This window comes from Paenibacillus sp. J31P190, assembly GCF_059692075.1.
The window spans coordinates 383,057-409,496 of record NZ_JCAUAS010000004.1 but is presented as its reverse complement, the minus strand read 5'-3'; the positions used below and the strand labels follow the sequence as shown (position 1 = coordinate 409,496).

Sequence of the window (26,440 nt, the reverse complement as noted above, 5' to 3'; positions counted from 1 at the left end):
TTCTTAAGCCGCAGCGACTTTCACTGCCCCTTCGGCCTGCGCCCTTAGCGCTTCGTTCAGCTTTTTCTTCTTGCGAATGGCAAAGAATACAAGTGCTGCAATGGTTACGAGATAAGGTATCATTTGGATAAATTGACTCGGTACTTTACTGCCCGGAATCGTTTGGACAACGGTGGCGATCGCGCTAGCTAAGCCGAAGATCAGCGAGCCGAACAAGATGCCAACTGGATTGCGGTTCCCGAGTAAAACGACGGCAAGTGCCAGGAAGCCTGTGCCTGCGGTCATATCTTTAACGAACATACTCGTCATGCCCAACGATAAGTAAGCGCCAGCTAAACCCGTAAACAATCCGCTCCATGCAAGCGCCGAATATTGAATGCGATTTATGGAAATACCGAGTGATTTGGCCGCTTGCGGTGCTTCACCTACGGAACGGAGGTGAACCCCATATGGTGTTTTGTACAGAATAAACACACATAACAATACAGATAAGAAAGCGATCCAGGTCATAAGACTATGCCCGCTAAGCAGCTTATTTAAGAAAGGAATCGTATCAATAAACGGAATTCGAACAACCGGAATATTGTGTAGTCCAGAAGGTGAGTAGTTGCCTGTCACTCCGAAAATTTTGTTCATAAGGAAAATCGTCAAGCCTGAACCCAAAATATTCACGGCAAAGCCGGTAATGATCATATCCACTTTCAGTTTGAGAGAAAAGAACCCCATCCCGTAACAAACGAGCATGGAAGAAGCAACTCCTGCAACCAAACCGAGAACCCAACTATCCGTTACAGAACCAACGGCAATGGCGCTAAACGCTGAGATTAGCATCAAACCTTCTAAGCCGATATTGATGACGCCTGCGACATCGGCGATAAGTCCGCCCAAAGCCGATAGCAGAATCGGTGTTGTGAATCTGAGCAGTACAACAAACAGAGATAAGTCGATAATTTGACCCCAAAGAGCTGATAGCATCTAGTTCACCGCCTTTTGACGCAGGACGAATTTTTGTTTCAAATAAGCAAAGATCGCTTGCGAAGAAACGAATAAGACCAACATAACTTGAATAATGATAGCCAGCTCACGCGGCATATCGCTCCCAACTTGCATGGATGCAGCACCCACTTGAAGGTAAGCATAGAACAAACTGACAGCCACTACGCCAATCGGATGATTCCTTGCAAGCAAAGCAATGATAATCCCATCAAAACCTAATCCAGACGAAAAATTATCTTTGTAAGTTCCGTGTACTCCCAGAATTTCAACAATACCAGCGAGTCCAGCAAGCGCTCCGCTAATCATCACGCTTACAATCACAACACGTTTCGTTGAGATACCGCCGTAATCAGCGAATCGGCTGTTTTTACCTACTAAGCGCAGCTCATACCCTGATCTCGTTTTGTACATAAAGAGATACACGACAATAGCCGCAAGCAGTGCAATTACCACACCATAGTGTGCCGGAAATCCTGCGAATATTTTGCCCAGCTTGGCACCTTCATCCACATAATGCATGCGAGCGAAGCCGCCGCTAGTCGGATCTTTGAATACGTTGTTGACTAAATACGAGGTGGTCAAAATTGCGACGAAGTTCATCATCAGCGTGGTGACAATCTCATTCGCATTCCATTTTGTCTTGAGCCAGCCCGGTATTGCACCATAGAGCGCCCCGCCAGCCATTGCACTTATGAGCACCAAGGGAAGCAAAATCCAAGCCGGTAATCCGTGTACATAGACAGCGACTAGAGAACCTACGAAAGCCCCAACGTACAGTTGACCTTCTGCCCCCATGCTGAATACGCCGCTCTGAAAAACAACAGACAGCGCCAATCCCGTCAAAATCAAGGGTACGGCTTTATTCAAAATGGTGCCGATATTGAACGCCCCTGAAAGCGGGCCGCCCAGAAAAGAACTGATCGCCTCAATCGGATTTTGGCTGGAGAACAAGATCACGATGAATCCGCAAAGGATCGCCATGATAGCTGCGGCAATGATACCTGTGATTTCCAAATAGATAGCTTGTCTTGTATTCATTGGAGCGCCTCTTTCCTTTCCTGATTCTTGATCCCCAGCATGTAATAGCCGAGTTCCTCTTCTGTCAGCCCGTCATGATTATCAAGAATGGCAACTATTTTACCATTGTACATAACGGCAATCCGGTCGCTTAAGCCCATAACTTCTGATAATTCAGCTGAAACGAGCAGCACTGCCGCACCACCATCACGCCTTTTGATAATCTCACGATGAATCGATTCGATGGCTCCGATATCGACGCCCCGGGTTGGCTGCGAAGCGATCAGAAGCTTCGGATTTTTTGAAATCTCCCGGGCAATCACTACTTTTTGCAAGTTGCCCCCGGATAAAGCTCCTGCCATTACATCTTCGTTTTGAGCCCGCACGTCGTAAACATCCATCATCACTTTTGCAAATTCCTTGATTTTCTTTTTATTCAGAAAAGGTCCCCGTCGGAATTCAGGATTCCGATAATGGTCAAGAATTAAGTTTTCGGCAATGGTCGACGTTAAACTGGCCCCCGTCGTTTGCCGGTCTTCTGGTACGTGCCCGATTTTCATCGCGCGAATTTGTGCAACGCTTTTTCCGATCAGTTCCTCGCCAAAATAGCTGATTGTACCTGACGTTGCTTTTCGCAAACCCGTGATCGTTTCGACCAATTCCGTTTGTCCGTTTCCTTCCACGCCTGCGATTCCCACAACCTCGCCAGCCCGAATATCGAGCGAAATACCACGAAGCGCCGGTGCTCCTTTGTCATCAGAAGCGCACAGATTCTTAGCTGACAATACAGTTTCTTTCGGTTCAGAAGGCTGCTTCTCGACGCGGAATAATACTTCCCTGCCAACCATGAGTCTCGAAATTTCTTCCGGATTCGTTTCCTTGGTGAGCAGTGTCGTGATCGTTTTCCCCGCTTTAAGCACCGTAACACGATTAGATATTTCCATCACTTCGCGCAGTTTATGCGTAATGAAAATGATCGTATAGCCTTGTCGCACCAACGTTTGGATCGATTCAAACAACTCATCGGTTTCCTGTGGAGTTAATACAGCCGTAGGTTCATCAAGAATAATGAGGCGTGCGCCGCGATACAGCACCTTGATAATTTCCACGCGTTGTTTTTGCCCAACGGATATCGTTTCAACCGTTGCACGAGGATCAACCTTCAGCTTGAAAGTTTCAATCAATTTTTCAATTTCGGAAAGCTCCTTAGCACGATCTCGCACGAGGGAGAAAAGCCCTTTGACGGGCTCCTCACCAAGCACGATGTTTTCCGAAACCGTGAGCGAGGGGACAAGCATGAAATGTTGGTGCACCATGCCCATCCCTTGCTTAATCGCATCTTTCGGTCCTTGGAAGCGAAGCGGTTGGCCCTTATAAAGGATGGAGCCGCTTGTCGGTGCCTCTAGTCCGAACAATATTTTCATAAGCGTTGATTTGCCAGCTCCATTCTCGCCGACTAGTGCATGAATCTCGCCCTCATGTATCGTTAAATCCACACCACGGTTCGCTTTCGTACCATTGGGGTAAGTTTTATGGATGTCTTTCATCTCCAGCAAAATCGCCATGGATACGTTTCCCCCTCGTTACCGGCTTATTTCAAAGTAGATATCACTTTGATTTCGCCTTTGTTTAACTTCTGCTCTATGTCCAAGATCTTATCTTGCATAGCTTTAGGAACATGTTTGCTGTACAATTCGTCTTTCGCCAAGCCTACTCCGCCTTCTTTAATACCTAACACTTCATTCTTGCCGAATCCCAGTCTATCTTGACTGAACAAAGTCAATGCACGTAGAACAGAGTTGTCAATGGCTTTTACCATGGAAGTTAACACACTGCCCGGATACAGACCGTTTTGGTTGGAGTCTACACCGAGCGAATATTTCCCTAAAGAATTACCGGCTTCCAGAAGGCCAAGGCCAGCTCCTCCTGCTACGTTGAATGCGATATCTACTTTTTGCGAATTATACTGAGCTAGTGCAAGTTCTTTACCTTTGGGAGCGTTTGCAAAGTCACCAACATAAGAAGCGACAACTGTAATTGCGGGATCCACGTATTTCGCGCCTTGCTCATAGCCTGCTTTAAAGTCATTAATAATTGGAATGTCCATACCGCCGATAAAGCCGATCACTTTTTCTGGATTTGCACCTTTCAGTTCCGTACTTGTCGTAACCAATGCTGCAAATGCTCCTGCCATGAAAGAACCTTCATTTTGCGAGTACGTCATGGAGTATACATTCGGAAGTCCTGTAATAGCTTCATCGAAGAAAATAAACTTTTGTTTTTCGTAACGCTTTGCCACATCTTTGATGATGTCCGTCATTTGGCTTGTCCCAAGAACGATCACGTCATATTTCCCGCTGGAAGCGAGTGATTCTAGTCCTGAAGGCCAGTCAGCTTGGTTCGTGCCGCCTTCAACGGTTTTCACTGTCATGCCAAGTGTTTCACCAGCTTGCTTCACGCCTCTTTGTGCAGAGTCGAAAAACCCTTTATCTCCAAGCGTTCCGTTCACGAAGTATACAGCATTGATTTTCTTGCCCGCAGCAGGTGTACCTGCTGCTCCTGGCGCGCTTGTCGATGTGTTGGACTTCCCGCAACCTGCTAAGAATACCAATACGGACAGTAACAATAAGGCAGTGATTCCTAATCTTTTTTTCATCGTGTAAATCCCCCTTAGGATTATCTTATTGGAGTGTTTTTAAATCTTCCTGGGTCGGCATACCAGCTTGTGCGCCGAGCTTTGTTACAGACATCGCAGATACCTTACAGGCGAAAGCTACCGCCTCTTTCAACTCACTGCCCGCGGCTAGCGCATAAGCCAGTCCGCCGTTGTAGGCGTCACCCGCTCCAGTCGTATCTACAACAGGAACACGGTAAGCCGGAACTTTCACTAACGGTTCTCCTTTGCGCAGAAAGGCAGAGCCTTCCTCGCCGAGCGTCGTTATGACATAGCTCGGTCCCATCTCAAGCAGCGCTTCCATAGCTGTCTGCAGCTGATCGCCAGAAGCATCGATGTCCGTGAGCGTCGCTAGTTCTAAGCGGTTCGGCGTTATATAGTCCACGCAGTTCAGCATGGCCTCCGGCAGCTTGCGCGCAGGTGCTGGATTCAGAATAACGGTCTTGCCTAACTTCTTCGCTAACTGGCAAACGGCCGAAGCCGTTTCAAGCGGAATTTCCAATTGCACGAGCACGATATCATGCTCCGCGATGACTTGCTCCACTGCTTGAATATGTTCTGGCAAACAGCTTGCGTTTGCCCCCGGAACGACTACAATCTGGTTGTCCGATTCGGCCAGCATGATGGAGGCGATTCCTGTCGGGGTTCCCGTGATCCGATTGACGTGATCTGTGGAAATCGCATCCTGCTGAAGCGATTCAATGAGCGATTGTCCGAACATATCGTCTCCCACGGAGCCGATCATCGTCGTTTGACCGCCTAACCTCGCAGCAGCTACGGCCTGATTCGCGCCTTTACCGCCTGGTATAAAGTGGACATGCTCGCCTGTCAGAGTTTCCCCAACACGCGGAAATCGAGACGTTTCCACTACAATGTCCATATTCAAGCTCCCGATAACCACAATACGGGGTTTATTCATCATTTCTTTTCCTTTCTGTCGATCCTCTTGGTATGAGAGTCACATCAAACAGATGTGTCTGCTCTTCTTGGATGTCGCCTTCAATCTTTTTGATTAGTAGTCTCGTAGATAGCATGCCCATGTCATAAATAGGTTGGGCAACGGTCGTAATTTCAGGTTCAACGATGAGGGTAAAGTCAATTCAGTCAAATCCGCAAAGCGCCACTTGATCCGGCACGCACAGCCCCATTCGTAGGAGCTTCTTATGCGTACCAATCGTCATCGTGTCGTTGCCGGCGAAGATGCCGTCGAGCGCGATTTTGCTGCACTTGACGTCAATTAAATACCGAACGGCGATTCTTGACCAACCAAACGCTTATGGACTCACTTTTGTCAAGGAGGACTTGACCCTGATTTCCCCGCTGGCGATCTTGCCTTCAATATCTTTTATCTTTTCCTTAATTATATTCGGAACGTACTTCTCATACAGCTCGTCCCTGGCAATCCCGATCCCGCTCACCTTCACACCCAGCACCTCCGTCGTACCGAATGGCAGCGAGCCACCGCGGATTTTGCTTAAAGCACGGAAAACGGACTCGTCCACATTTTTGAGCATGGAGGTGAGCACGCTGCCCGGATACAATGGATTCTGGTTGCTGTCGACCCCGATCGTGTATTTGCCGACTTCATTCCCTGCTTTCAGCAGACCCAACCCGGCGGCGCCGGCCACGTTATATATAATGTCGACCTTCTGCAACAAGTATTGCGTTTTCGCCAATTTCTTCGCCTTGCCTTGGTTGACAAAATCGCCGACGTAAACCGCTACCACTTGCATATCCGGATCGATAAACAAAGCGCCCTGCTCGTAACCCGACTTGAAATCATTAATGATTTCGTTATCCACGCCCCCAATGAAACCAATTTTTTTCTCGGGATTTGCCCCGCTCAGCTCCGGGCTCGTCGAGACCATCGCGGCGAAAGCGCCCGCGAGGAACGAACCCTCGCTCTGCGAATAGAGCATCGCGTAAACATTCGGTATTCCTTGAATCGTATCGTCATAGAACACAAACCGCTGCTTCGGATAACGGCCTGCCAACTCCTTAACTAGCTCCCTCATTGGCGTCGTGCCGACTACGATGACGTCATATGCGCCGGAGGCCGCCAGCTTCTCGAGGCCAGCCTTCCAAACCGTGGAATCCTCGCCTCCTTCAACGGTCGACGTTTCGAAGCCGAATACATACTCGGCTTTTTTGAGTCCCCGTTCGGCCGAATCGAAGAAGCCCTTGTCGCCCAGCTTGCCGCCAACATAATGCACGACTTTAATCTTTCCTTCTTGAACGGACCCCTTGTCCGTCGTCTCCGATTTTGCCGGCTCCTGCCGCTTCGTCTTGGTCAAATCTGCGCCACCGCAGCCGATTAGTCCCCAAAAGAAAAGTGCGGTCATCATGACCCATAGTCCTTGTTTCGTCTCATTCCCACTCCCCCCTGAACTGTTTGCCTGTCCGCTTTTGTTTATCAGTTTGTACTCTGTAAGCGATTTCAATACAAATATATCATGTTTTCACTACCAAAAAAGGAGACAGACCGTTGAACTAGGGTGTAAAAATCGTGCACTTATTTTTCGATTTGCCTGAATTGAGCACGTTCTGCTAAGGTATACTTACATTACTACACAAGCCTTGAGGTAGGGGGTATCGCGCTTGTTGTTCCGGAACTCGATTTTCTCCAAGCTGCTTCTGTCGTTCCTGCTGCTCTCGACCATACCGATTATGCTATCGGGCTGGTTTACGCTATCAAGCTCCGAACGTAAGCTGAATGAAAAGCTCCAAAGGGAAACGATCAATATACTCGATCAAAAGCTGAAAACGCTCTCTCTTTATATTGCCGACATGCGGCGCATGGGGGACGCGATCGCCCCGGACCCGAACGTCTCGGCTTTCCTAAACAAGCCGAGCACCGCGGCAGGACAAGCCCTTATCCCCGACCTGAATCGTTTATTGTCGGCCACCCAAGCTATTCGCCCTGAAAATATCGGAATGACGCTTATTAGCGACCGCGGCCTCATCCATGCTTACGGCTACGATTTGCGTCCCGGTGCCACCCGGCAAAGCGACTTTCATTGGCTTTCTGGGAACGAAGACAATGCGAACTTGTATACGATTTCGCAGATGCACTATCGTTCCTATAGCGCTCAAGAGGCGACTCAACCCGTTTTCTCATTCATCCGTTACATTGGAGACATCGGGTCCGGAGCTCGCGGCGTTCTGATCATCGATTTTAAAATCGACGTGTTGCAGGATTTACTGAAAAACATTTTCTTGATGGGCGACATTTACAACGATTATGCTTCAGGTGTTATTATTACCGACCGGGCCGGAGAAATCTTATACCCGTATCAAGCCGGGCTTTTTGTTGACGATGATTATAAACGTCTGGAGCAAAACTACTTTCTTATTCAACGCTACGACAAAACGACAGACTGGAATTTCACCTCCTATTTTTTAAAAAGCGAACTCTATAAGCCGATTTACGGCATCCGCCAGGTCGCTCTCTGGATTATGATCGGCAGCATCGTTGTTTGCGTGATCGTTTCGCTCATTTTATCGGACCGGATTTCCAAGCCTATTCTACATCTTCGCAATCTGATGATGAAGGTCGGCCGTGGCGACTTTGACGTGCACTATCAAGGCGGGGCGTTGGACGAGATCGGCGTCCTCGGCCAAGGCTTCAATACGATGGTGCGCCGCATCCAAGATTTGGTCCGGCAAGTGTACGATGAGCAGGATCAGAAGCGCCGCGCCGAGGTGACCGCGATGCAGTCGCAGATCAATCCGCATTTTCTGTACAACACGCTCGAATCGATTAATTCCCTAGCTCGCAAAACGAAGCAGCAGGAAATCAGTCGCATGATCGTGCTACTTGGCAAGCTGCTGCGGATGAGCATCGGCACCTTCGACGATATGATTCGGATTGAGAAAGAGGTCGCTTACGTTCGAAATTATCTCGAAATTCACAAGCTGCGGATGAAGGAAGGCTTCCGGTATGACATCCAGCTCGATCCGCAGCTGCTTCACCTATATACGATCAAATGGATTTTGCAGCCCGTCATCGAGAACGCCGTCATTCACGGACTCGATCCGAAGCAGCGCGACGGGAACATCGAAGTGAAGGGTTGGCTCGATGGCAATGACGTCTACATCAGCGTCAGCGACCAAGGCGTGGGCATGGGGACGGAAGCGCTGCTGCAGCTAAGTGACGACCTGGAGCACAGGGCGATCGAGCTGACCAAGCATCATGGCAAGGTGGGTTTATTCAATGTGCAATCGCGCATTAAGCTCTATTTTGGGACGAATTACGGCATACACGTGGAGAGCGTCCAAGGAAACGGCATGACCGTGACGTTCAAGCTGCCTAGGAAGGAGTCGACATGAAGAAAACGAAGCTATTGATCATCGACGATGAATGGATCATTGCAGACAGTTTAAGCTCGATGGAGGAATGGGATGAGCGGCACATCGAGGTCGTCGGCATCGCTCACAACGGATACGACGCAATCCGTTATCTGGAGGCGGAGCCGATCGGGCTTGTCATCTCCGATATCCGTATGCCGGATATGGACGGACTGCAGCTGCTTCAATACATTTACGAAGAAATGTCGAATACTCAAGTCATCCTGATCAGCGGTTATGAAGATTTCACCTATGCGAGAACGGCGCTGAAATACGGGGCCAAAGGGTACATCTTGAAGCCCATCGACACGGATGAGCTTCTCGAGACTGTCGATCGTCTCTTAGGATCGCGCAATCCGGAAACCGGAGCCGATACCGAAGCGGTTCAACCCGAGCTCCCCTTGACATATCACAAGGAAATCGTTCGCAAAGCGATGCAGTATATCCAAGACCACCTGCATACTCCGCTTTCGCTCTCCGATGTGGCGGAGACTATACATTTGACGGCGCACTATTTCGGACAAATTTTTAAAAATGAGAGCGGCCTGCTCTTCAACTCGTATTTGACTCTTGTCCGTATGGAGAAAGCATGCGATCTGCTGAAAAATTCGGGACTTAAAATATACGAAATCTGCGAGCAGGTCGGCTATGTCGACCCGAAGTATTTTGCCAAGGTATTTCAGAAGCAATTCGGCATGACCCCGAACGAATTCCGGCAGAAGAAGTGAGTGAAAGCCAGGTGCGGTGGGAAAATAGTTCGAGCTTCTCAAGTAACATTAGGAGAAGACAGAGGCTATACTCGTACAAAGGTAACTTGCGAATCTTGAGTTCATAAGACTTATCGTGCTTACACTTCGAACAGCTCCATATTAGAGTTATTCAATATATCTAAGTAAATCAAAGAGGAGCTGCTCTAAAAGATGCTGCCCCTCCTGAACTACTGATCCCCAATGGTTGAACAAAAAACTTGAAAGAGCCCAAAATTTGTTGAATTCAGTCTTTTATTCTTTATCGATTTTGAACATACTTATTACTTGTTGTAATTCTTGTGCGACTACAGTTAAAGAATTCGAAGAAGCTGTGATTTCTTGCATAGAAGCTAATTGTCCAATGGAAGTTTCTGCAACATTTTGGGTATGGCTATAAGACTTTTTGGAGATATGAGTCATTTCCAATACGGACGCAGTCACTTGTTCACTACTCGCGGACATTTGTTCGGATGATGATGCAATCTCTTGAATCTGGATAGATAAGCTGTCGGATGCACCCACGATTTCTTCAAAAGCGGCTCCGGCTAAGCTGACAGATTTCATCCCGTCATGAATTTCACTTACTCCTTCATTCATGGACAAGACTGCGCGACTTGTATCCGTTTGAATACTCCTAATTAATTCCTGAATTTGCTGAGCTGACCGTTCAGACTCCTCTGCTAACTTTTTAACTTCTGCAGCAACGACTGAAAAGCCTCTCCCTAGTTCCCCCGCACGAGCTGCCTCTATCGAAGCATTCAAAGCAAGCAAATGTGTTTGAGATGCGATCTCGGTAATCATATTTACTATGCCGCCTATTTCTATAGAACGATCATTTAATTGTATAAGTTCAGCAGCACTCTTTTGTACAATATCGTTTACAGCATTCATCCGATGGATAGCTAAATGGATCATTTCATTACCTTGAATAGCTCCTTTTGTCGTTTCAATTGCAAGATCTGAAGCATTGCTTGAAGCTTCAGCTATATTCTGAATGCCTTTTGACATTTCTTCCATTGCCTTACTTGTTTCAGCGAATCCCAACATTTGATTCTCCGCCCCTGCGGCCACTTCTTGCATGACTGTTGTAATCTGCTCCGTAGAAAGGGATGTTTCTTCCGAACTCCCCGACAAATCCTCTGACGAAGAAGCTACTGTTATGGAAGCTTGTTGAATCCGAATTACAATACTTTGTAAATTTCCAACCATTTGATTTAGTGAATTTACCAAATTACCAATTTCATCGCGGTTTTTCACTTTCATTGCTTTGATTCTAAGGTCACCTGATGCCACCTGCTCTAGCACACGAGATACCAAACGTACTGGATTAGATATATTTCGGGTAATAAAATAGGCAAGAATCATGGAAATAATGAGCGAGATGATAATGAAAACTAGAGAAGTTATAATACCTGAATGATAGACCTCTTGAGACTCTTCTCCCGCCTTTATTGAACCATCATGATTGATTTTAACTAAAAAGTTCACATTGATTTGCATATTATCAAATACTTTTTGTGAATCCCTTAAGAATTGTAAAAGCTGATCTCCTTTGTCTCCTGAACCCTTATAAATGAGATTAATTTTTTTGGATAACTCAATAAATTGGTTATGTAAAGATTTATATTTGTCCCACTCTTCTTTTAACGAATTGAAATTTACTTGCTCTTCATCAGTAGCAATCGTCTTTGCATATGTCTGAAAGTCATTTTCGATCTTTTCCATAGCTGTTTGAGTCTGGGCGTTAAGTTCTCCAATTAAAGATTGATTGGGTTCAATTAAAGTTCGAAGTTCCAAGGAACGCACTTGCTCCGTTAAATAGTTAATCTCATTAATCAATTCAATGCCAGGCAACCGGTCAGTAGTAATGTTTTTAGTTTTAACGTTCACAGATTTCAATTGATTCATTGTTGTCAAACCAAGCATACACATCAATAACAAAATCACGATAAAGCCAGCATATAACTTCTTACCGACAGTTAGTTTTATTTTTTTAAATCGTTGATTCACAATGCCAACCTCCAATATTGAATTCACCTTTTAAACAGAAGATGAACCCCACCACCTTTATTTCCTTCAGTGGAAGGGTTCATCGCTCATTTTGCTAATATGATAAACATATACGTATTCTTATTTTTTCGTAATCAATTCCAAATCTACCGGAATAAATTTTTCAACTTGTTCGCCTTTTAGCACTTTCAATGCTGTTTTCACAGCTGTGTCTCCGATGGATGCCGGTTTTTGAGCTACTGTTGCGGCAAGTTTCCCGTCATTTACGGCTTTAACCGCGTCATCTGTAGCATCGAAACCAACTACAGCAATATTTTTACCAGAGGATTGAATCGCTTGAAGGGCACCTAATGCCATTTCATCATTATGAGCAAATACCGCCTGAATATCTTTATTTCCTTGCAAAATATTTTCCATAACGGAAAGCCCTTTTGCTCGGTCGAAATCAGCAGGTTGAGAAGCAATCACTTTTACGCCAGCTTTTCCATCAACAGCATCATGGAAACCTTTTCCACGATCACGTGCTGCAGAAGTTCCTGCGATTCCTTGAAGTTCTACAAGATTACCTTTGTCACCAAGGGTTTTCAAAATAAAGTCACCTGCCATTTTACCGCCTTTTACATTATCTGAAGCAATGTGAGTAACGACTGTTCCGCCATTGGCTGCACGGTCTACTGTAATTACAGGAATGTTGGCTTTATTGGCAGATTGAACTGCAGTAACAATAGCATCGCTATCTGTCGGATTGATAAGAATTACGCTTACCTTTTTCTGAATTAAATCTTCAATACCGCTAATTTGCTTCGCTGTATCATTTTGAGCATCTACAACGACCAAAGTAGCACCAGCTTCTTTTGCCGCTTTATCTGCACCGTCCTTCAAGGTGACGAAGAATGGATTATTCAGTGTGGAAACGGAAAGCCCGATAGTCATCTTGCCTGCAGCAGCTTTGGTATCCGTGGTCGCAGATGGTTTCGAAGTTGCTCCTCCCTCAATCTTAGATTGAGTCGAACATCCAGCCAAAATCAGAAACACCGCTACTACGGCAGACAATATAAGATTCATTTTTTTCATAGTAAACTCCCCTTTGATCTGTGTTTTATTTTCGAGACTTCGATCGGTCTAACAATACAGCAATTAAGATAACTACGCCTTTGACCACCTGTTGATAAAAAGACGAAACATTTAATAGGTTAAGACCGTTATCCAATACACCAATGATCATGGCACCAATCAATGTACCGACAATCCAGCCTCTTCCCCCTGATAAACTGGTTCCACCAAGAACTACGGCTGCAATCGCATCCAGTTCAAACGCTCCTCCAGCTGTCGGCTGAGCGGAGTTAAGTCTGGAAGTTAGAATGATACCGCTAATTGAGGCTAATAAACCACTAATCGAGTAAACCAAGATTTTTACTTTTGATGTGTTAATACCTGAAAGCCAAGTCGCCTCCTCGTTGCTGCCGAGCGCGTAGACACGTCGACCAAAAGTTGTATGCTTTAAAATGATATATAAAACTGCAAATGCAATGACCATCCATATAATCGGCATTGGAATTTGCAGAAAATACCCCTTCCCTAACAAAGCGAAATCCTCTTTGAAGCCCGTGATTGGCCTTCCCTGCGTATAAACTAAGGTAAGTCCGCGGAATACTGTCATTGTTGCCAGTGTCGCAATAAATGGAGCTACCTTACCTTTCGTGATTAATAAGCCGTTGATCGCCCCCATGATCAAACCGCCAACTAAACCGATCCCTACAGCTAGCCACGTATTCATCCCGCTTGCCATTAAACCAGCCGTAAAAGCACTTGATAAAGCCAGTATGGATCCTACAGAAAGATCGATTCCCCCAGTCAGAATGACGAATGTCATACCGAAGGCAATAAGAGCATTAATCGAAATTTGACGAAGAACGTTAAAAATATTACCAACGGTTAAAAAGTCACCGTTCACTACCGACAAAATAACTACAATTAGAACCAATCCCAATAAAGACCCCAGACTCTGCATCTTACCGATTTTGGGTCTGCTTAAAGCTTTACCGTCAACCTGCATGTCGGTTCCCTCCCCCTGTTGCACTTAACATAATTTTTTCCTGACTTGCATCTTCTTGTGTAAATTCACCGCTTATTTTCCCCTCGTGCATGACAAGTATGCGGTCGCTCATTCCTAAAACTTCCGGAAGCTCGGAAGAGATCATAAGAATGGCTACACCTTGTGAAACTAGTTCATTCATTAGATCATAGATTTCTTTCTTAGCACCGATATCAACTCCGCGTGTAGGCTCATCCAATATCAATACTTGCGGGTTCGTGGCTAACCATTTTCCGATGACCACTTTTTGCTGATTACCTCCGCTAAGAGAGCCGACCTTCTGCTCACTGTTTGGTGTTTTAATCAGCAGTTTTTTTATCATGGAATCCGATAGTTCCCGTTCCTTTGAACGATTCATGAAACCAAATGATGATAATATCTTCAAATTCGGAAGGGCTAGGTTGTCGTTAACCGAAAGAGGAAGGAGCAGTCCCTCATCTTTCCGATCTTCCGTGATTAAGCCAATACCCGCATGAATCGCATCAATTGGTTTATGAATGGAGACTGGTTTTCCGTTAATGGAAATCGTTCCGCGATCAATAGGATTCACTCCGAACAGTGCTTTCGCCAGTTCTGTTCTTCCAGCACCCATTAGTCCGGCGATGCCTACGATCTCTCCAGCCCTTACAGATAAGGAAATGTCATGGAGTTTACCTTTTTGAGTTAACCCGCTGACCGTCAGTTTTTCTTCTCCTAGGGTGACTTTTACTTTAGGAAAACGGTCTTTAATTTCCCTGCCAACCATCATTTTGACGAGATGATCCATCGTCGTATTGGCAATGTATTCGGTTCCAATATAATGTCCATCGCGCATCACCGTAACTTGATCGCAAATCCTAAAAATTTCTTCCATCCGATGGGATATATAAATCATGCCGACACCCTTTTCCTTAAGGGAAGCGATGACCAGGAACAATGCCTCAATTTCACGGTCCGTGAGGGCCGCCGTCGGTTCATCCAAAACAAGAATTTCTGCTTTCATAGATAACGCTTTCGCAATTTCGACCATTTGCTGTTGACCTACAGAAAGCTCATTAACTAACGTACCCGGATCAATATTCAAACCCAATTGCGATAAATAACGATGAGACTCTTGTCTCATGCGTCTCCAGTTAATTAGCTTCGACTTCCCATATGTGAATTCTCGGCCAAGAAAAATATTTTCCATAACCGTTAAATGGGGAACCATATTTAGCTCCTGATGAATAATAACGATGCCTAAGTTTTGTGCCATGGAAGGTGATGCAATATCGTAAACGTTTCCATTAACAGTAATGGACCCACTATCCTTTGTATAAATTCCACCTAATATTTTCATTAGCGTAGATTTACCAGCCCCATTTTCCCCCATCAACGCATGAACTTCTCCGCGATGCAGGGTAAAATCAACCTGCTCTAGCACCTTAACGCCAGGGAAACTTTTACTGATTCCCTTCATTTCTAACAATTTGAACGTCATTCCAATTCCTCCTTTCAGAAGATAACTCCAGCCTGAAGAATGACATTGGCATATGGAGTAAACTCACCTGTTCGTATGATTGCCTTAGCCTGATGAGTCATTGTCTTCAGTTCTTCATGGCTCACCTCGTGCACAGTTACCCCGTTTAAGGAAGTTTCCATTTGCTTCTTTAGCTTCGGAGTTACCTGATCCATTTCACTTGCAATGAAAGCCTGCTCAACTTGCATTTCTAGAAGTACGGTTTCCAAACAATCCATAAAAGAAGGAACACCTTGTTTCAAAGCCAGATCAATTCGCTTTACGTGAGCAGGAATAGGCAACCCGCTATCACAAATGACAATCGTGTCAGTATGCCCAAGTTCACTGATCACCTTGGAAATTTCACTATTTAAAATTCCAATCTTTTTCATGTAGGTTCTCCCTTGGAATTTTTCGCAAACAGTTCCACATCCTCTATGCTTGGCATTCCAGCTTGAGCACCAAACTTAGTAACAGCTAGTGCGGAAACCTTTGCTGCAAATGATACAGATTGTTCCAAGCTGTTTTGCTTGGCAAGAGAAAAAGCTAATCCGGCATTGAATGAATCTCCAGCGCCTGTCGTATCAACAACAGAAACCTTATAACCGGGTACTTTTTGCAGCTTCCCTTTTTCTAAAAAAGCGGATCCATCAGCACCCAACGTCGTAATAACGTTGTTAGCTCCCCGTTGTATTATGCTTGTCATCGCAGTTTCCAATTCATCACCCTCTGCCTGAATCCCAGTAAGCAAACTCAATTCTGACCGGTTGGGAGTGATGTAATCTACATTCCTCAATAACTCATCGGGCAAAAACTGAGCGGGAGCCGGATTCAAAACGACAGTCTTCCCGAATGACTTTGCCTTCTTCGCTGCATGAATAACCGTATCTAAAGGAATTTCCAGCTGAAGAAGAAGGATGTCCGCATTTTGGATGATTGCCTCATATCTATCGATATCGTCTGGCAGCAATTGATAATTAGCACCCGGAACAACCACGATGCTGTTATCTCCATTTGAAATAAAGATGGAAGCTATCCCCGTTGCAGTGCCATCCACGAGTTTAACCGAGTTTCTACTGATCTTATTATCATCTAAAGCTTTCAGGAGCTCTTGACCAAAACTGTCTGTGCCGACCGCTCCAATCATGGTTGTTTTGGCTCCGAGCCTTGCAGCCGCTACCGCTTGATTTGCACCTTTGCCGCCTGGTATGAACCGGGCGTTAGATCCAAGAATCGTTTCTCCCAGTTGTGGGTGTCTATCTGCTTCAATAACGATATCCATATTTAAACTTCCGATCACAACGATATGTGGTACCTTCAATTTACCCACTCCTCTTCGTAGATTCTCTTGGGATTAACGTGACATCCAGTTCATAAATTTGATCCGCTTCGATGGTGCCTTCGATCTTCTTAATCAAAATCCTCGATACTAAAGCACCCATATCATAAATGGGTTGCGCAATCGTTGTTAGTTCAGGTTCTGTTATTTCCGTCATATTTATTCCATCAAATCCACAAACTACAACTTGTCCAGGTACTTGAATGCCCATTCTATGCAGCGCTTTCAAGGCTCCGACAGCCATTAAATCATTTCCTGCGAAAATAGCATCAATATCAGGATGCCGCCGCATAAGTTCCTCTGTAGCTTTTATACCACCGCTAATCCCAAAATCCCCTTGAACCATTAAGCTTGGGCTGAACCAATCAAAAGTTCTTACGGATTCCTCGTATCCAATTAATCTCTCTTTGGCAGGGATCAGATCCTGAGGACCATAAATATGTCCAATTTTCTTGCTTCCCGACTCAAGAAGATGCTTTACTGCTAATCTGCCTCCCTCACGATTGTTTGAACGAACAACGCTGCAGGATTTATCGGTAGGCGCTCGGTCTAAACAAACAAACGGGATGTTAAAAGACGCCAATTTGTCTACATCTTCTTGTCCCAGTGTATTGGATGCAAAAATAATGCCATCGATGTTTTTGCTCTTTAATATATCAATATAATTTTTTTCTTTACTAATTTGGCCATCAGAATTGCATAATATGACGGTAAATCCATACGTAGAAGCAACATCTTCAACCGCCCGGGCTAGCTCTGGAAAAAAAGGATTTGAAATGTCGGGTAAAATTAGCGCAAATGTTTTTGTGCTTTTTCCAGCAAGTCCCCTCGCTACCACACTAGGTAAATAATTCAGTTTTTCTATCGCATGTTTTATATTCAGTTCCGTATCTGCGTTTACATATCCACTTTTGTTTAAGTAACGAGATATAGTGGCAACAGAGACTCCGGCTAACTTGGCTACATCACGTATGGTTGCCATCCTAGTTTCACTTCCAACTTTATATTTATGGTAACGATACCGCAAATACATAATAACGGCTATAAAACTGACGTTTTACCGTGTGGTACCGGTTACACAAAAAATATATCATAATTTATTTTCGTTCGCAAGTTAAATATTTTAACAACAAGCGTTTGTTGTAAACACCAATCAATCTAAGCCATTCGGTGCAAGCCTCATACATTTTTCATTCGTGTTTGTTCAATCTCCTGTTTAATTTGAGTCCAGAACAGCTGGCTTATCATCAAAAGCTCATGCTGCGGGTGACGGTTCAAACCGATCTTCCCTTATCAGTAATTAAAATGAAAAAAAAGCTTGATCCAGAGGGAATTCATTGGATCAAGCTTTTTTCTCATCATGGATCATCCTCACATCAACTCAATCCGAAATATATCGTCCAAATTCTTACCGAGTAAATCATTCAACTTCTTGGCTGTCGCAGGTCCTACCGGTTTTACCGATCGTTCCAGTAAGCTGATATAAGCATGGCTTAAGCCCGAATGCTTCGCTAACTCTTGTATCAAGAAAGAAATAGCTCAGATGCGAAAAGCCCCTGCTGCCTAATGGCAGAAAGGGGCTTTTCCATGGATATTCAAAAGGGCTGCCGCTTACAGCTACCCCCTATATGTTTTTAGGTAAGCCTACAATAATTGATAAAATCGTGCTGCATTCCCTCCAAAGATAGCTGAATGATCCTCTCTAGACAGGTTGGAGGGCAGCGCGTTCAGCAAAGCCAAAAAAACCTCATCATAGCTGCAAGTCGTAAGACATACTGGCCAATCGCTGCCAAACATCACTCGATCTGTGCCAAACACTTCGATGACATGATGCACATAAGGAGCCAGATCCATCCAGTTCCAAGCTTGCTGATCAGCTTCTGTTACTAACCCTGACAGCTTGCACATGACATTAGGGAATGCAGCCAATTCAGCCATCTCTGTTTTCCAAGGTTCGAAGATGCGTCCCGCGATAAAAGGCTTTGCCGCATGATCGACCACTGCCCGAAGTGTCGGAAAGCTTCGAAACGCCTCCAATATATAAGGATGATGCCGTGGTCTAAGCTGTAAATCAAGCGGAAAGTCATCCTTGACTAACTGCTTTATATTTTGCATAACTTGCGGTCGAAGAATCCATGAATCCGGCAGATCCTGAAGCATCGGTCGGAAGCCAACAAATCCTTTATACTCTCGAAACTTAGCATATTGCTCGCTAAATAGCGGTGAATCCAGATCTAGCCAGCCGACCACCCCAGCTATACTTTCATACTCATCATATAAAGATAGCAAGAATTGCGTTTCCTCCAGCGTCGGCGCGGCTTGCACGACAATCGTGCGTTCGAAGTGATAGCGCTGGAGCGAATCCTGCAGCTGCTCCGGCATATAGTCCGCAAATAATATACCCTGCTCAGCGGTCAGCCAGCCATAGTCTCCACGTTCCATTTTCCAATAGTGCTGATGCGCATCAATTCTCATAGGTCACCCAAACAAAATATCTGTAAAGTAATAATGGGGGCCAGGTAGTGTTGTGGTAAGAAGTGCCACCGGCAAGACATATACCTCTAATGAAGAACCATTCCTTAATGCCTCAACTTCAATGTCATAGCTTCCTGCAGCTAGTGTTATTTCAATCCTTTGTTCTTCCGGAGCCCGATGATAAGCTGGCATGAATTCCAACGATTCTTTACATTCAATGACGATTTGACCGTTTAGTTTCAATACAATAGGTCCTCTTGCGGCCGCAATAAGACGAATCTTTCGCTCTATCGGGTTGAAGAGCTTCGTTTGAGCGCGATACACACCATCGTCCTCACTACCGAGTTCCTTCTCCCATTCCAAACGATTGCCTGGGAAATATACTTCTTTCCCTTCGCTGCTATTCGGACCCCAAATTATCCACTTTGAAGCATTTACCAAAGAAAAAGGAACCTTTTGAGCAGCCCATACGGATTGGTCATGAAATCTCGTCCAAACAAATGCAAGCTCATAACTAGACTCAGCAATCGCGGAAGCTCGGATTTCTGTATGCCACTCGATCGATTCATTAGGTAGTAGGTTCACTTCGAGTGAATTCGGTCCCTCCCAGTTCTCGGGCAGTTCTAACACGATATTGCCTGCTATTGATGTTAAGGAACGGTTGGTGAACGTGATATGCAGCGTCTTCTTCTGATTCACTCCGATGGCTGGACCTTCCTGACCGAAATCGATCTCAAGCTCAGCATCCGGAGTGTTACGAGTTCCTTGTGGCAGCAAGTAGTGATTAGCTGTTACCTTCCTCGTCCAAAGCTCCCTTATTTTCTCTTCCATTTCGTTCGTTTCTACTGGTTGGTTCAAGGATGTCGGAAGGTCAGGATGCACAAGTATGCCCGTATCCCAAGCTGCAAGAATTTGTTTGCCCATGCGGATGGTGCGCCTGGTTAACTCGTCCAAGTTCTTAGGTGCGGGAAATCCTTTAATCGGCGGGCTAACGACGATCCGATCACCAACTGGATTTACCCATTTATCCGGCAAACCATCTGGACCGAGCAGCATGCCTAAAATAGCGCCCAGTGTAGCAGCTGTACAATCGGTATCATAACCGCAGTTGACCGCTTTCAAAATCGCATCCTCGAAATCCTCACCATATAACCATCCAAGGATCGTAAAGGCAATATTTTGCGGGGCATCCGTAAAGTTATCGTTGCCATGATGCACCAGAATGAGCGAACGCGCTTCGAGCCAATCCTTCCCTTCCTTATGCCAGTGAAGCAGATCTTTCAATGCTTTGGCGGTACGGCAATCCGCAGGGATATAGGTCATGCCGATCTCAATTAAGCGATCCCGATCCTTCTCATAGAAAATAGCGCTTTCGAGGGCGGCAAAAAACATTTCTCCGTACACCCCTTCTCCGCCGGCGTGATCCACGATGGCGTCCTGATAAGCATAATGAGCCGCAGTACTCGGCGATCCAGGTGCAGCCATGGCCCAGATTTCGGAACGAATGGGTGAACCCATACACTCATTGAACGGATTGTTGAATGATCCCGCAACGGGTGCAAGTAGTCCTCTTCTCAGATTCGTAAGCGCGTAACCGTACTCATCGAATGGGAAAAAGATATGCTCCAACCATTCCTGCCCAAGCTCGATCGCAGTCAATCCTGGACCGTATTGCTCCAAAGCATGCAGCCACACCAATTGTAAGTCCAAATCATCGTTCTCCAATGGACCGTCCGGCAGCTCCGGATAAAAGGTCAATTCTAGCAACTCCTTAATACCCTCTACGGGTGCTCCAAGTGTTCCCCCAATATTTTTCCCAAGCCATCCCCCATATACGATTCGATAGTAATCTTGTTCATTCAGAATTCGGATACCCATGACGAAACCTCCCGTAAGTTGTTATTGTGTTCATAACTTCATCATAAGACCGGTTTCTTAAAGGAGCCATGTCCATCGTTATGTTTTCAAAAGAATAAATATTAGAAGTAGTCATGCACCTTGCTTTGAACAATTGCTATGAATCGGAAATACTTCACAAAAAAATGGATTTAATCGATAACCCATGCTGGTCGAATTCAACTCTGTGGAGTGACTTCGGACATATAAGCTGCTAAGCTGCGGATCATAGGGAGCGAACAGCCTTTATTTCGGTGTTTATGCCGATGCTGGACCGTTACGCGTTCCGCTAATTAATTCGTTTAAGGTCGTGCTACAGCAGAGCCAGGAATTCCGTCAGCTGCTGAAGAAGTTTGTATTAGGTTTGTGTGTTTATTTAGGTGTTATTGAGGTTATTTTGGGTTTGTGATGTTGTTTTGAATAAGAAGAATAGATGTCCGAATAGATTCTGTTGCACAATATCCAATGGAATCTCATACGGGAAGTGTTCATAAGCATTTCCATTGGATAAAATGCAATTTTTTTCCGAATATTGCTCAAAAGTAGGCTTCGGAGTGAATTTCATTGCATATTGTCCAATGGAATGATGCATTCGCGAGTAGCATGTTGAATTTCATTGCATTTGATCCAATGGATTTAATCCTATTAACCACTCAAGCTCAAGCACTGCCCTTTGGAACACTTATTTCTGTCCTAAGAATGTACTTTAGAGGCTTTAGAGAGGTACTTTATTTTTGATGATAGAAAAGGAGCTTATCGATTTCATCGACAGGCTCCATTGTCTAGTGATGCCAGCTGCGGGTTGAATTGGGAAACGGAAAGAACAACTATGGGTGCTGCTTGCCAGATTGGGCAATGAGATGGAGATGCGCTCCTTAATTGAAGTTGTAAAAAGTTGAGTGCATAGAGAGAGGTAAATAGTATTCTGTGAGCCGTTATTTCGGTGATTATGCTCCGAATCGTTCATTTTGATCAAATAGCGCCCTCACGTTCTTCTGATTCAATTTTACACGAGATTTCCAGAAATAACGCATCGTCGTCGTTCCGCTAGTTAGAAGTCGGGTGACATAGGCGGTAGCAAAAAGGCACTTCGCTAATAGAGCGAAATGCCTTCTGTTACATGCAATACTGCCGAAACACCATGCTGCTGCTAAGTTTCAATCGTCTTGCTTATCAACTTCCATCTCTCCGTTAAGCTGATTGGCATATTCGCGCATCAAATCAAAATCCGGATTACAGATTTCCTCCTGCATGTTGGCTTCATCTAAATCCTGCGTATTCAAGAGATTCATGTTCTCTTTGTCCATCCTTCTCTCACCTTCCTGAGAGTAGGTTTTCCATCCTCATACAATTTATTCCTTTTCGAAAATGACTGAGACGAGTGTCCCCTCCGGTACGCCAGGATAGCGGATTAGAAGCGTTCGAGATCCGGGTTCCCAGCTTCGATCTACAACTTCAAGACCATCCGCAATGACATGACGAGGTTCCTCTGTCAGTTGGAGCCTAGTACTCACGATTACTCCTGCAGGCGCCTCGGAGAAGAACTGAAACTTCCCATTTACGATGGGTTCCTCGTCACGGATTCGCGATGAACTGACGATGACTGCTGAGGTCAGATCAGGAGCTGTTTCAAGGTCATATAGAAGACTGCCCTTGCCTGGTTCGACAACCGGATTGCTCACAATAGTAAGTCTGGCATCGAAAAGATCAATAAAGCGGCCATGAACGGTGACAGCTTCATCCGTAAGCGACTCCGTCATGACGCGTGTCGCGACATACGGACCTCGACGGATTTGAAGGTATTGCTTTTCACGCAATGGCTCCTCATCTCCGCGCATGGCTAGTGCACGCTTTACACTTTCGCGGACCCAATTCGCGCCGTCTTCGGTTTCAGCCAGCCGGGCTGGATGGACGCGATGGACGATAACAGCGCCTTGACCTACCCGGTACTCGCCATCCTCAGGGCGGCGTCCTATCCCAATCGCCTCGAAGAGGTGATCATCTGGCCGTTCGTAGGCTTTGACGCCTTGGTTCCACCATTCCTTGACACTGTGGTACGGGTCACTGCCATCGCCAACATAGATCAAGAAACCTCCTTCTCGTATCCACTGCGACAGCACTTGATGAAGACCAGCATGCTCCGGTTTCATAAATTCATAACTAAGCAGCACTACTCGATAATCGTCCAAATACCCCGGAAAATGAAGCAAATTGTCCAGCTGAACCGGGCGAAGCGGTATGCCATGTTTAACAAGCGGCAGCGCCAGCCCATAGAATGCCGACCAATTCAGCATCTCTTCGTGATGCTCGGAAGGAAGAATTAGCGAACTGATGGTGCCATCGTAACGAAAGTCAACCTCATCTGACTGCAACTCAATGTCACCCCGCTGGAACATCGCCGAGTTGGCAAGGAGGAGACCGATTCCATCCGTTTGTTCATCGGACATGATTTCCTCATGGCGGTGCATATCACGAAGTACGTGCATGACGGTCAACAGCTCGGTCGCGTAATCGGGCGGGATCATTTCTTTCCCTTTGCCGTCTTCCTTCGGATAGGTAATCTCGAACACTCTTCGCGGCCAAGGGCATATCTCGTAATTGTTTACGTAAGGATGAAGCAGAGAAGCCACAACTGTATCTTCATAATTAACCTTATAGTCCGACCACGTGTAATTCGGATTGTCCTCAATTGGATCATGCAGAAACCACATATCACGGCCTGTGCCGCGAACGAGCTCTTGCATGACGCCGTATTCAAGGAATGCCGTTTCGAACGTTCGTTCCTCACGGATGCCTTTGTACACATTGCGCGTACGCGCTGTTCCCGTCCATACTTGAGCGATAAACCCGTCGCAAGCTGGCATGTTGACGAGCAGCGCTTCCGGACTCACAATTCGCCACTGCGTGTAATTGATCAGACTATGTGTCGGCACATAAAAACGAATCGCACGCCCATATTGGACTTCCGCATATTCCTTCATCTGCGCACATAAGCGATCTAGCGTTCGATAGTACAGATACGCCTTCAACTTGGACGCTCGGTACTGTGCGTCTGGCGATTCATGAGGCGCTATCCACGGCTCTTGATAAAAGATGCGCCATTCCCGCTGGAAAGCTTCCGAATATCCGCCAGCTACCCAAAACTCCGGCTCCTCCAAATGAATGGCTTCGGCCCCACAGTCGATTGCCCGCTTAATACCGGCTGCAAGGTACTCGCTAAAGGAAATCGTCGGAACCATATAAGGCACGTCTTTGCCGTGCAGCAGGTGGTCGCCGGCGCGATTGGTCTGAGCTTCGTCCCAATGATCACGGCCATCATACTTTCCGTACAAATAGTCTTGGTATTCTCCCCATGACACTCCTGTCATGAGGTGGATGATATAGCCCCTTTCTTTCCACCCGGCGATTCGTTCCTCCAAGTCATCTGAGATGCCATACACCATAACAAAATCGCTGCGCAAATCGTACTTAGCCCCATACGGACGCGATTCTTGGAAACCCGTCCATTCCTTCCTATTCGATACCGGTCTCGACAAAGGTAATCCCTCCTCTAGGAGTTCCCGCTCGGCAGAACAAGAACGGGAGAGTCTTATAGCCTCTCCCGTCGTTCGCCACCAGAGCGGCCTCTTGTTAAGTTTTAGTTTGGCATTTGAAGTTTTACCACTTCTTTGCCTTTTAGATTATCATTCGTGAATTTAATCGCTTCGCGATATCCTGTTTTTACCATCTGTCCACGTAAATCATTGATGATTTTGAGTGCCGCCTCATCGGATTTGGCAAATATCGCTTCCTTCCATACGTCACCGGTTTTATCCATGGATGGCTTAAGCGATTCCCATTGAGGGGCTTTCGTAATAACGTCCCAAGGATTGTAGGCTGTGATGACTTTAATGCCATTCGGGCGCAAAATTTTACGCGCTTTCTCTAAAGCGGCCACGCGATTCTGATCCGCCCAGATGTCCCCGTTACCTTTGGAATTCGTACGGTCAAGTCCCGTTAAACTTTCGTAGCCGACGCCGATCCCTTCGTTCTTTTTCAACTTTCCGGTTTTGTCATTCACAAACTTATCAAACCATTCCTTTTTCGCTGTCGGTTTACCGTTCTGCATATCCCAATGGACGCCTTGAACACCGTAGCGAGTAAGCATAAAGCCTTCATCAGAAGCTAGGAAATCCAGCAAGCGCAGGGCCGCATCCACATCCTTAGCTTGCTTCGTAATAACAGTCACATTGTTGCCCTGCACGCCTAGATCGGCTGGACGGTTGGCTTCAGCTCCTGCTCTTTCCAGCGGACCTACAGGCACATAATCGCTGCCTGGGTGAGACTGGACGTAGTCCTTGGAGGCATCAAGAATAGCTGGATAGTGAGCTGCGAGGACGGCTACCCGCCCTTGCTTTACTTTCTCATTCGCGATGGGATCCGTCTGCGTGAACGCTTCGGAATCGAGCAACCCTTGGGAAATCAGCTTCCGATAGTATAACGTGTAGTCTTCGTATGCTTTAGTAAAGAAATTATTTTCTAGAGAGCCGTCTCCTTTATCGAGGAAGCCGGATCCCATAAACATCTGATCACCGATATTAACAGCCCAACCATTGTGAAAGCCGCCGAGCGGAATGACGGGTTGACCGCTTTCTTTGAGGCCTGCGTCTTTGATCTTCTTCAAGAAATTGTAAAAGTCGTCCTTTGTTTTGACGGACTGCGGATCTACCCCTACTTTTTCAGCGATGTCCTTGCGTACATAGAAGCCGTACAGCCAGTCCATGGCATCCTTGTCTGTTGCAGGATGATTTTGATACAGCAAATACTTTTTGCCACCATAGGCGTCGATTCCTTTTTCGTAGAGTGCAGGCGGTACGTTTTCTTTGGCGATTTCTTTGGCTAGGTTGGGATAATTGGCCAGCTTGCCGGAGAGATCAACCAATTGGCCCTCTTTTGCGGCTTTGATGATGCCATCCAGCTCCCCGCCCCACGCTGGTCCCGTATATATATCTGGCAAGTCCTGCGTTGCGAAGATCGTGTTGACTTTCTCCACTTCGCTTCCTTTGGTGTACTCCATTTGAACCGTTACCCCGGTTTTCTCCTTGATCACTTTGGCTACGGCATTCATGTCGCTCTCAGAACCGCTGGAACCATTCCAGTTATGCAAAACTTTAAGCGTGACCTCTTTCTTGGTGTCCGTTTTGGCAGGTGTAGTTGCACTTGGACTTGTGTTTGAATTTGCACTTGGGCTTGGAGACGTTTCATCCTTCTGAGTACAACCTACTAAACCACCAGCAAGCGTTAATGCTAATACAACGGAAGCACCTCTAGACCATTTCTTTTTCATGAGAACCCTCCTTCATTTTTATATGATAAGCCCCCCAAA

Annotated in this window: 22 protein-coding genes; 2 read left to right on the top strand and 20 right to left on the bottom strand. The window is 45.9% G+C overall.

Annotation, left to right across the window (positions count from 1 at the left end):
* Positions 1 to 3 precede the first annotated feature (3 nt).
* From AC58U0_RS11400 to AC58U0_RS11370, 7 genes are all read right to left on the bottom strand, one after another.
* Positions 4 to 975, bottom strand: coding sequence for an ABC transporter permease (locus AC58U0_RS11400; protein WP_497379106.1), 972 nt, complete (start codon positions 973 to 975; stop codon positions 4 to 6).
* Positions 976 to 2,034, bottom strand: coding sequence for an ABC transporter permease (locus AC58U0_RS11395; protein ID WP_497379105.1), 1,059 nt, complete (start codon positions 2,032 to 2,034; stop codon positions 976 to 978).
* Positions 2,031 to 3,578 (bottom strand): ABC transporter ATP-binding protein, encoded by a 1,548-nt coding sequence (locus AC58U0_RS11390; RefSeq protein WP_497379104.1) that lies wholly within the window; start codon positions 3,576 to 3,578, stop codon positions 2,031 to 2,033. Before AC58U0_RS11390 ends, AC58U0_RS11395 begins: the two co-directional genes overlap by 4 nt.
* Before the next feature lie 26 nt (positions 3,579 to 3,604).
* Positions 3,605 to 4,669 (bottom strand): BMP family lipoprotein, encoded by a 1,065-nt coding sequence (locus AC58U0_RS11385; protein ID WP_497379103.1) that lies wholly within the window; start codon positions 4,667 to 4,669, stop codon positions 3,605 to 3,607.
* 25 nt (positions 4,670 to 4,694) lie between these two features.
* Complete coding sequence (rbsK, locus tag AC58U0_RS11380; protein ID WP_497379102.1) at positions 4,695 to 5,606, bottom strand: ribokinase; 912 nt, start codon at positions 5,604 to 5,606, stop codon at positions 4,695 to 4,697.
* Positions 5,599 to 5,772: a substrate-binding domain-containing protein gene (locus tag AC58U0_RS11375; RefSeq protein ID WP_497379179.1), complete on the bottom strand. Its 174-nt coding sequence runs from the start codon at positions 5,770 to 5,772 to the stop codon at positions 5,599 to 5,601. The genes rbsK (AC58U0_RS11380) and AC58U0_RS11375 overlap by 8 nt, the downstream gene beginning before the upstream one ends.
* A gap of 189 nt (positions 5,773 to 5,961) precedes the next feature.
* Entirely contained in the window at positions 5,962 to 7,032 is a 1,071-nt protein-coding gene (locus tag AC58U0_RS11370; protein ID WP_497379101.1) for a BMP family lipoprotein, read from the bottom strand.
* Between the two features lie 253 nt (positions 7,033 to 7,285).
* Here AC58U0_RS11370 and AC58U0_RS11365 point away from each other — a divergent pair, with 253 nt between their 5' ends.
* Together AC58U0_RS11365 and AC58U0_RS11360 are read left to right on the top strand one after the other, a co-directional pair.
* Positions 7,286 to 9,016: a cache domain-containing sensor histidine kinase gene (locus AC58U0_RS11365; RefSeq protein ID WP_497379100.1), complete on the top strand. Its 1,731-nt coding sequence runs from the start codon at positions 7,286 to 7,288 to the stop codon at positions 9,014 to 9,016.
* Positions 9,013 to 9,762 carry a response regulator transcription factor gene (locus AC58U0_RS11360; protein WP_497379099.1) on the top strand — a complete coding sequence of 250 codons (750 nt, stop codon included), beginning with the start codon at positions 9,013 to 9,015 and terminating at the stop codon, positions 9,760 to 9,762. Before AC58U0_RS11365 ends, AC58U0_RS11360 begins: the two co-directional genes overlap by 4 nt.
* Positions 9,763 to 10,035: 273 nt before the next feature.
* Here the strand turns inward: AC58U0_RS11360 and AC58U0_RS11355 are convergent, their stop codons facing one another.
* The 13 genes from AC58U0_RS11355 to AC58U0_RS11295 all read right to left on the bottom strand — a co-directional run bounded on the left by AC58U0_RS11355 (position 10,036) and on the right by AC58U0_RS11295 (position 26,401).
* Positions 10,036 to 11,793: a methyl-accepting chemotaxis protein gene (locus tag AC58U0_RS11355; protein ID WP_497379098.1), complete on the bottom strand. Its 1,758-nt coding sequence runs from the start codon at positions 11,791 to 11,793 to the stop codon at positions 10,036 to 10,038.
* Positions 11,794 to 11,913: 120 nt separating this feature from the next.
* Positions 11,914 to 12,867 (bottom strand): ribose ABC transporter substrate-binding protein RbsB, encoded by a 954-nt coding sequence (rbsB, locus tag AC58U0_RS11350; RefSeq protein ID WP_497379097.1) that lies wholly within the window; start codon positions 12,865 to 12,867, stop codon positions 11,914 to 11,916.
* Between the two features lie 25 nt (positions 12,868 to 12,892).
* Complete coding sequence (locus AC58U0_RS11345) at positions 12,893 to 13,804, bottom strand: ABC transporter permease subunit (RefSeq protein WP_497379178.1); 912 nt, start codon at positions 13,802 to 13,804, stop codon at positions 12,893 to 12,895.
* Between the two features lie 34 nt (positions 13,805 to 13,838).
* Positions 13,839 to 15,347, bottom strand: coding sequence for a sugar ABC transporter ATP-binding protein (locus AC58U0_RS11340; RefSeq protein ID WP_497379096.1), 1,509 nt, complete (start codon positions 15,345 to 15,347; stop codon positions 13,839 to 13,841).
* A gap of 14 nt (positions 15,348 to 15,361) precedes the next feature.
* Positions 15,362 to 15,757 (bottom strand): D-ribose pyranase, encoded by a 396-nt coding sequence (rbsD, locus tag AC58U0_RS11335; protein ID WP_056839153.1) that lies wholly within the window; start codon positions 15,755 to 15,757, stop codon positions 15,362 to 15,364.
* Positions 15,754 to 16,695, bottom strand: coding sequence for a ribokinase (gene rbsK / locus AC58U0_RS11330; protein WP_497379094.1), 942 nt, complete (start codon positions 16,693 to 16,695; stop codon positions 15,754 to 15,756). Before rbsK (AC58U0_RS11330) ends, rbsD begins: the two co-directional genes overlap by 4 nt.
* Entirely contained in the window at positions 16,688 to 17,686 is a 999-nt protein-coding gene (locus AC58U0_RS11325; RefSeq protein WP_497379177.1) for a LacI family DNA-binding transcriptional regulator, read from the bottom strand. The genes rbsK (AC58U0_RS11330) and AC58U0_RS11325 overlap by 8 nt, the downstream gene beginning before the upstream one ends.
* A 389-nt stretch (positions 17,687 to 18,075) precedes the next feature.
* The gene (locus AC58U0_RS11320; RefSeq protein ID WP_497379093.1) at positions 18,076 to 18,231 is read right to left on the bottom strand and encodes a helix-turn-helix domain-containing protein; all 156 of its coding nucleotides are present in this window, start codon (positions 18,229 to 18,231) and stop codon (positions 18,076 to 18,078) included.
* Between the two features lie 117 nt (positions 18,232 to 18,348).
* Positions 18,349 to 19,179 (bottom strand): amidohydrolase family protein, encoded by an 831-nt coding sequence (locus AC58U0_RS11315; protein WP_497379092.1) that lies wholly within the window; start codon positions 19,177 to 19,179, stop codon positions 18,349 to 18,351.
* Positions 19,180 to 19,182: 3 nt separating this feature from the next.
* Positions 19,183 to 21,057, bottom strand: coding sequence for an ADP-ribosylglycohydrolase family protein (locus AC58U0_RS11310; RefSeq protein WP_497379091.1), 1,875 nt, complete (start codon positions 21,055 to 21,057; stop codon positions 19,183 to 19,185).
* Positions 21,058 to 22,232: 1,175 nt separating this feature from the next.
* Positions 22,233 to 22,382 carry a hypothetical protein gene (locus AC58U0_RS11305; RefSeq protein WP_497379090.1) on the bottom strand — a complete coding sequence of 50 codons (150 nt, stop codon included), beginning with the start codon at positions 22,380 to 22,382 and terminating at the stop codon, positions 22,233 to 22,235.
* Positions 22,383 to 22,427: 45 nt separating this feature from the next.
* Positions 22,428 to 24,611, bottom strand: coding sequence for a hypothetical protein (locus AC58U0_RS11300; RefSeq protein WP_497379089.1), 2,184 nt, complete (start codon positions 24,609 to 24,611; stop codon positions 22,428 to 22,430).
* Between the two features lie 101 nt (positions 24,612 to 24,712).
* Positions 24,713 to 26,401 carry a type 2 periplasmic-binding domain-containing protein gene (locus tag AC58U0_RS11295; RefSeq protein WP_497379088.1) on the bottom strand — a complete coding sequence of 563 codons (1,689 nt, stop codon included), beginning with the start codon at positions 26,399 to 26,401 and terminating at the stop codon, positions 24,713 to 24,715.
* Positions 26,402 to 26,440 lie beyond the last annotated feature (39 nt).

Bases quoted from the DNA above. Each gene is read 5' to 3' on its own strand.
- AC58U0_RS11400 (WP_497379106.1), bottom strand. From the start codon at position 975: ATGCTATCAGCTCTTTGGGGTCAAATTATCGACTTATCTCTGTTTGTT.
- AC58U0_RS11395 (WP_497379105.1), bottom strand. From the start codon at position 2,034: ATGAATACAAGACAAGCTATCTATTTGGAAATCACAGGTATCATTGCC.
- AC58U0_RS11390 (WP_497379104.1), bottom strand. From the start codon at position 3,578: ATGGCGATTTTGCTGGAGATGAAAGACATCCATAAAACTTACCCCAAT.
- AC58U0_RS11385 (WP_497379103.1), bottom strand. From the start codon at position 4,669: ATGAAAAAAAGATTAGGAATCACTGCCTTATTGTTACTGTCCGTATTG.
- rbsK (WP_497379102.1), bottom strand. From the start codon at position 5,606: ATGAATAAACCCCGTATTGTGGTTATCGGGAGCTTGAATATGGACATT.
- AC58U0_RS11370 (WP_497379101.1), bottom strand. From the start codon at position 7,032: ATGATGACCGCACTTTTCTTTTGGGGACTAATCGGCTGCGGTGGCGCA.
- AC58U0_RS11360 (WP_497379099.1), top strand. From the start codon at position 9,013: ATGAAGAAAACGAAGCTATTGATCATCGACGATGAATGGATCATTGCA.
- rbsB (WP_497379097.1), bottom strand. From the start codon at position 12,867: ATGAAAAAAATGAATCTTATATTGTCTGCCGTAGTAGCGGTGTTTCTG.
- AC58U0_RS11345 (WP_497379178.1), bottom strand. From the start codon at position 13,804: ATGCAGAGTCTGGGGTCTTTATTGGGATTGGTTCTAATTGTAGTTATT.
- AC58U0_RS11340 (WP_497379096.1), bottom strand. From the start codon at position 15,347: ATGACGTTCAAATTGTTAGAAATGAAGGGAATCAGTAAAAGTTTCCCT.
- rbsD (WP_056839153.1), bottom strand. From the start codon at position 15,757: ATGAAAAAGATTGGAATTTTAAATAGTGAAATTTCCAAGGTGATCAGT.
- AC58U0_RS11325 (WP_497379177.1), bottom strand. From the start codon at position 17,686: ATGGCAACCATACGTGATGTAGCCAAGTTAGCCGGAGTCTCTGTTGCC.
- AC58U0_RS11315 (WP_497379092.1), bottom strand. From the start codon at position 19,179: ATGAGAATTGATGCGCATCAGCACTATTGGAAAATGGAACGTGGAGAC.
- AC58U0_RS11310 (WP_497379091.1), bottom strand. From the start codon at position 21,057: ATGGGTATCCGAATTCTGAATGAACAAGATTACTATCGAATCGTATAT.
- AC58U0_RS11305 (WP_497379090.1), bottom strand. From the start codon at position 22,382: ATGGACAAAGAGAACATGAATCTCTTGAATACGCAGGATTTAGATGAA.
- AC58U0_RS11295 (WP_497379088.1), bottom strand. From the start codon at position 26,401: ATGAAAAAGAAATGGTCTAGAGGTGCTTCCGTTGTATTAGCATTAACG.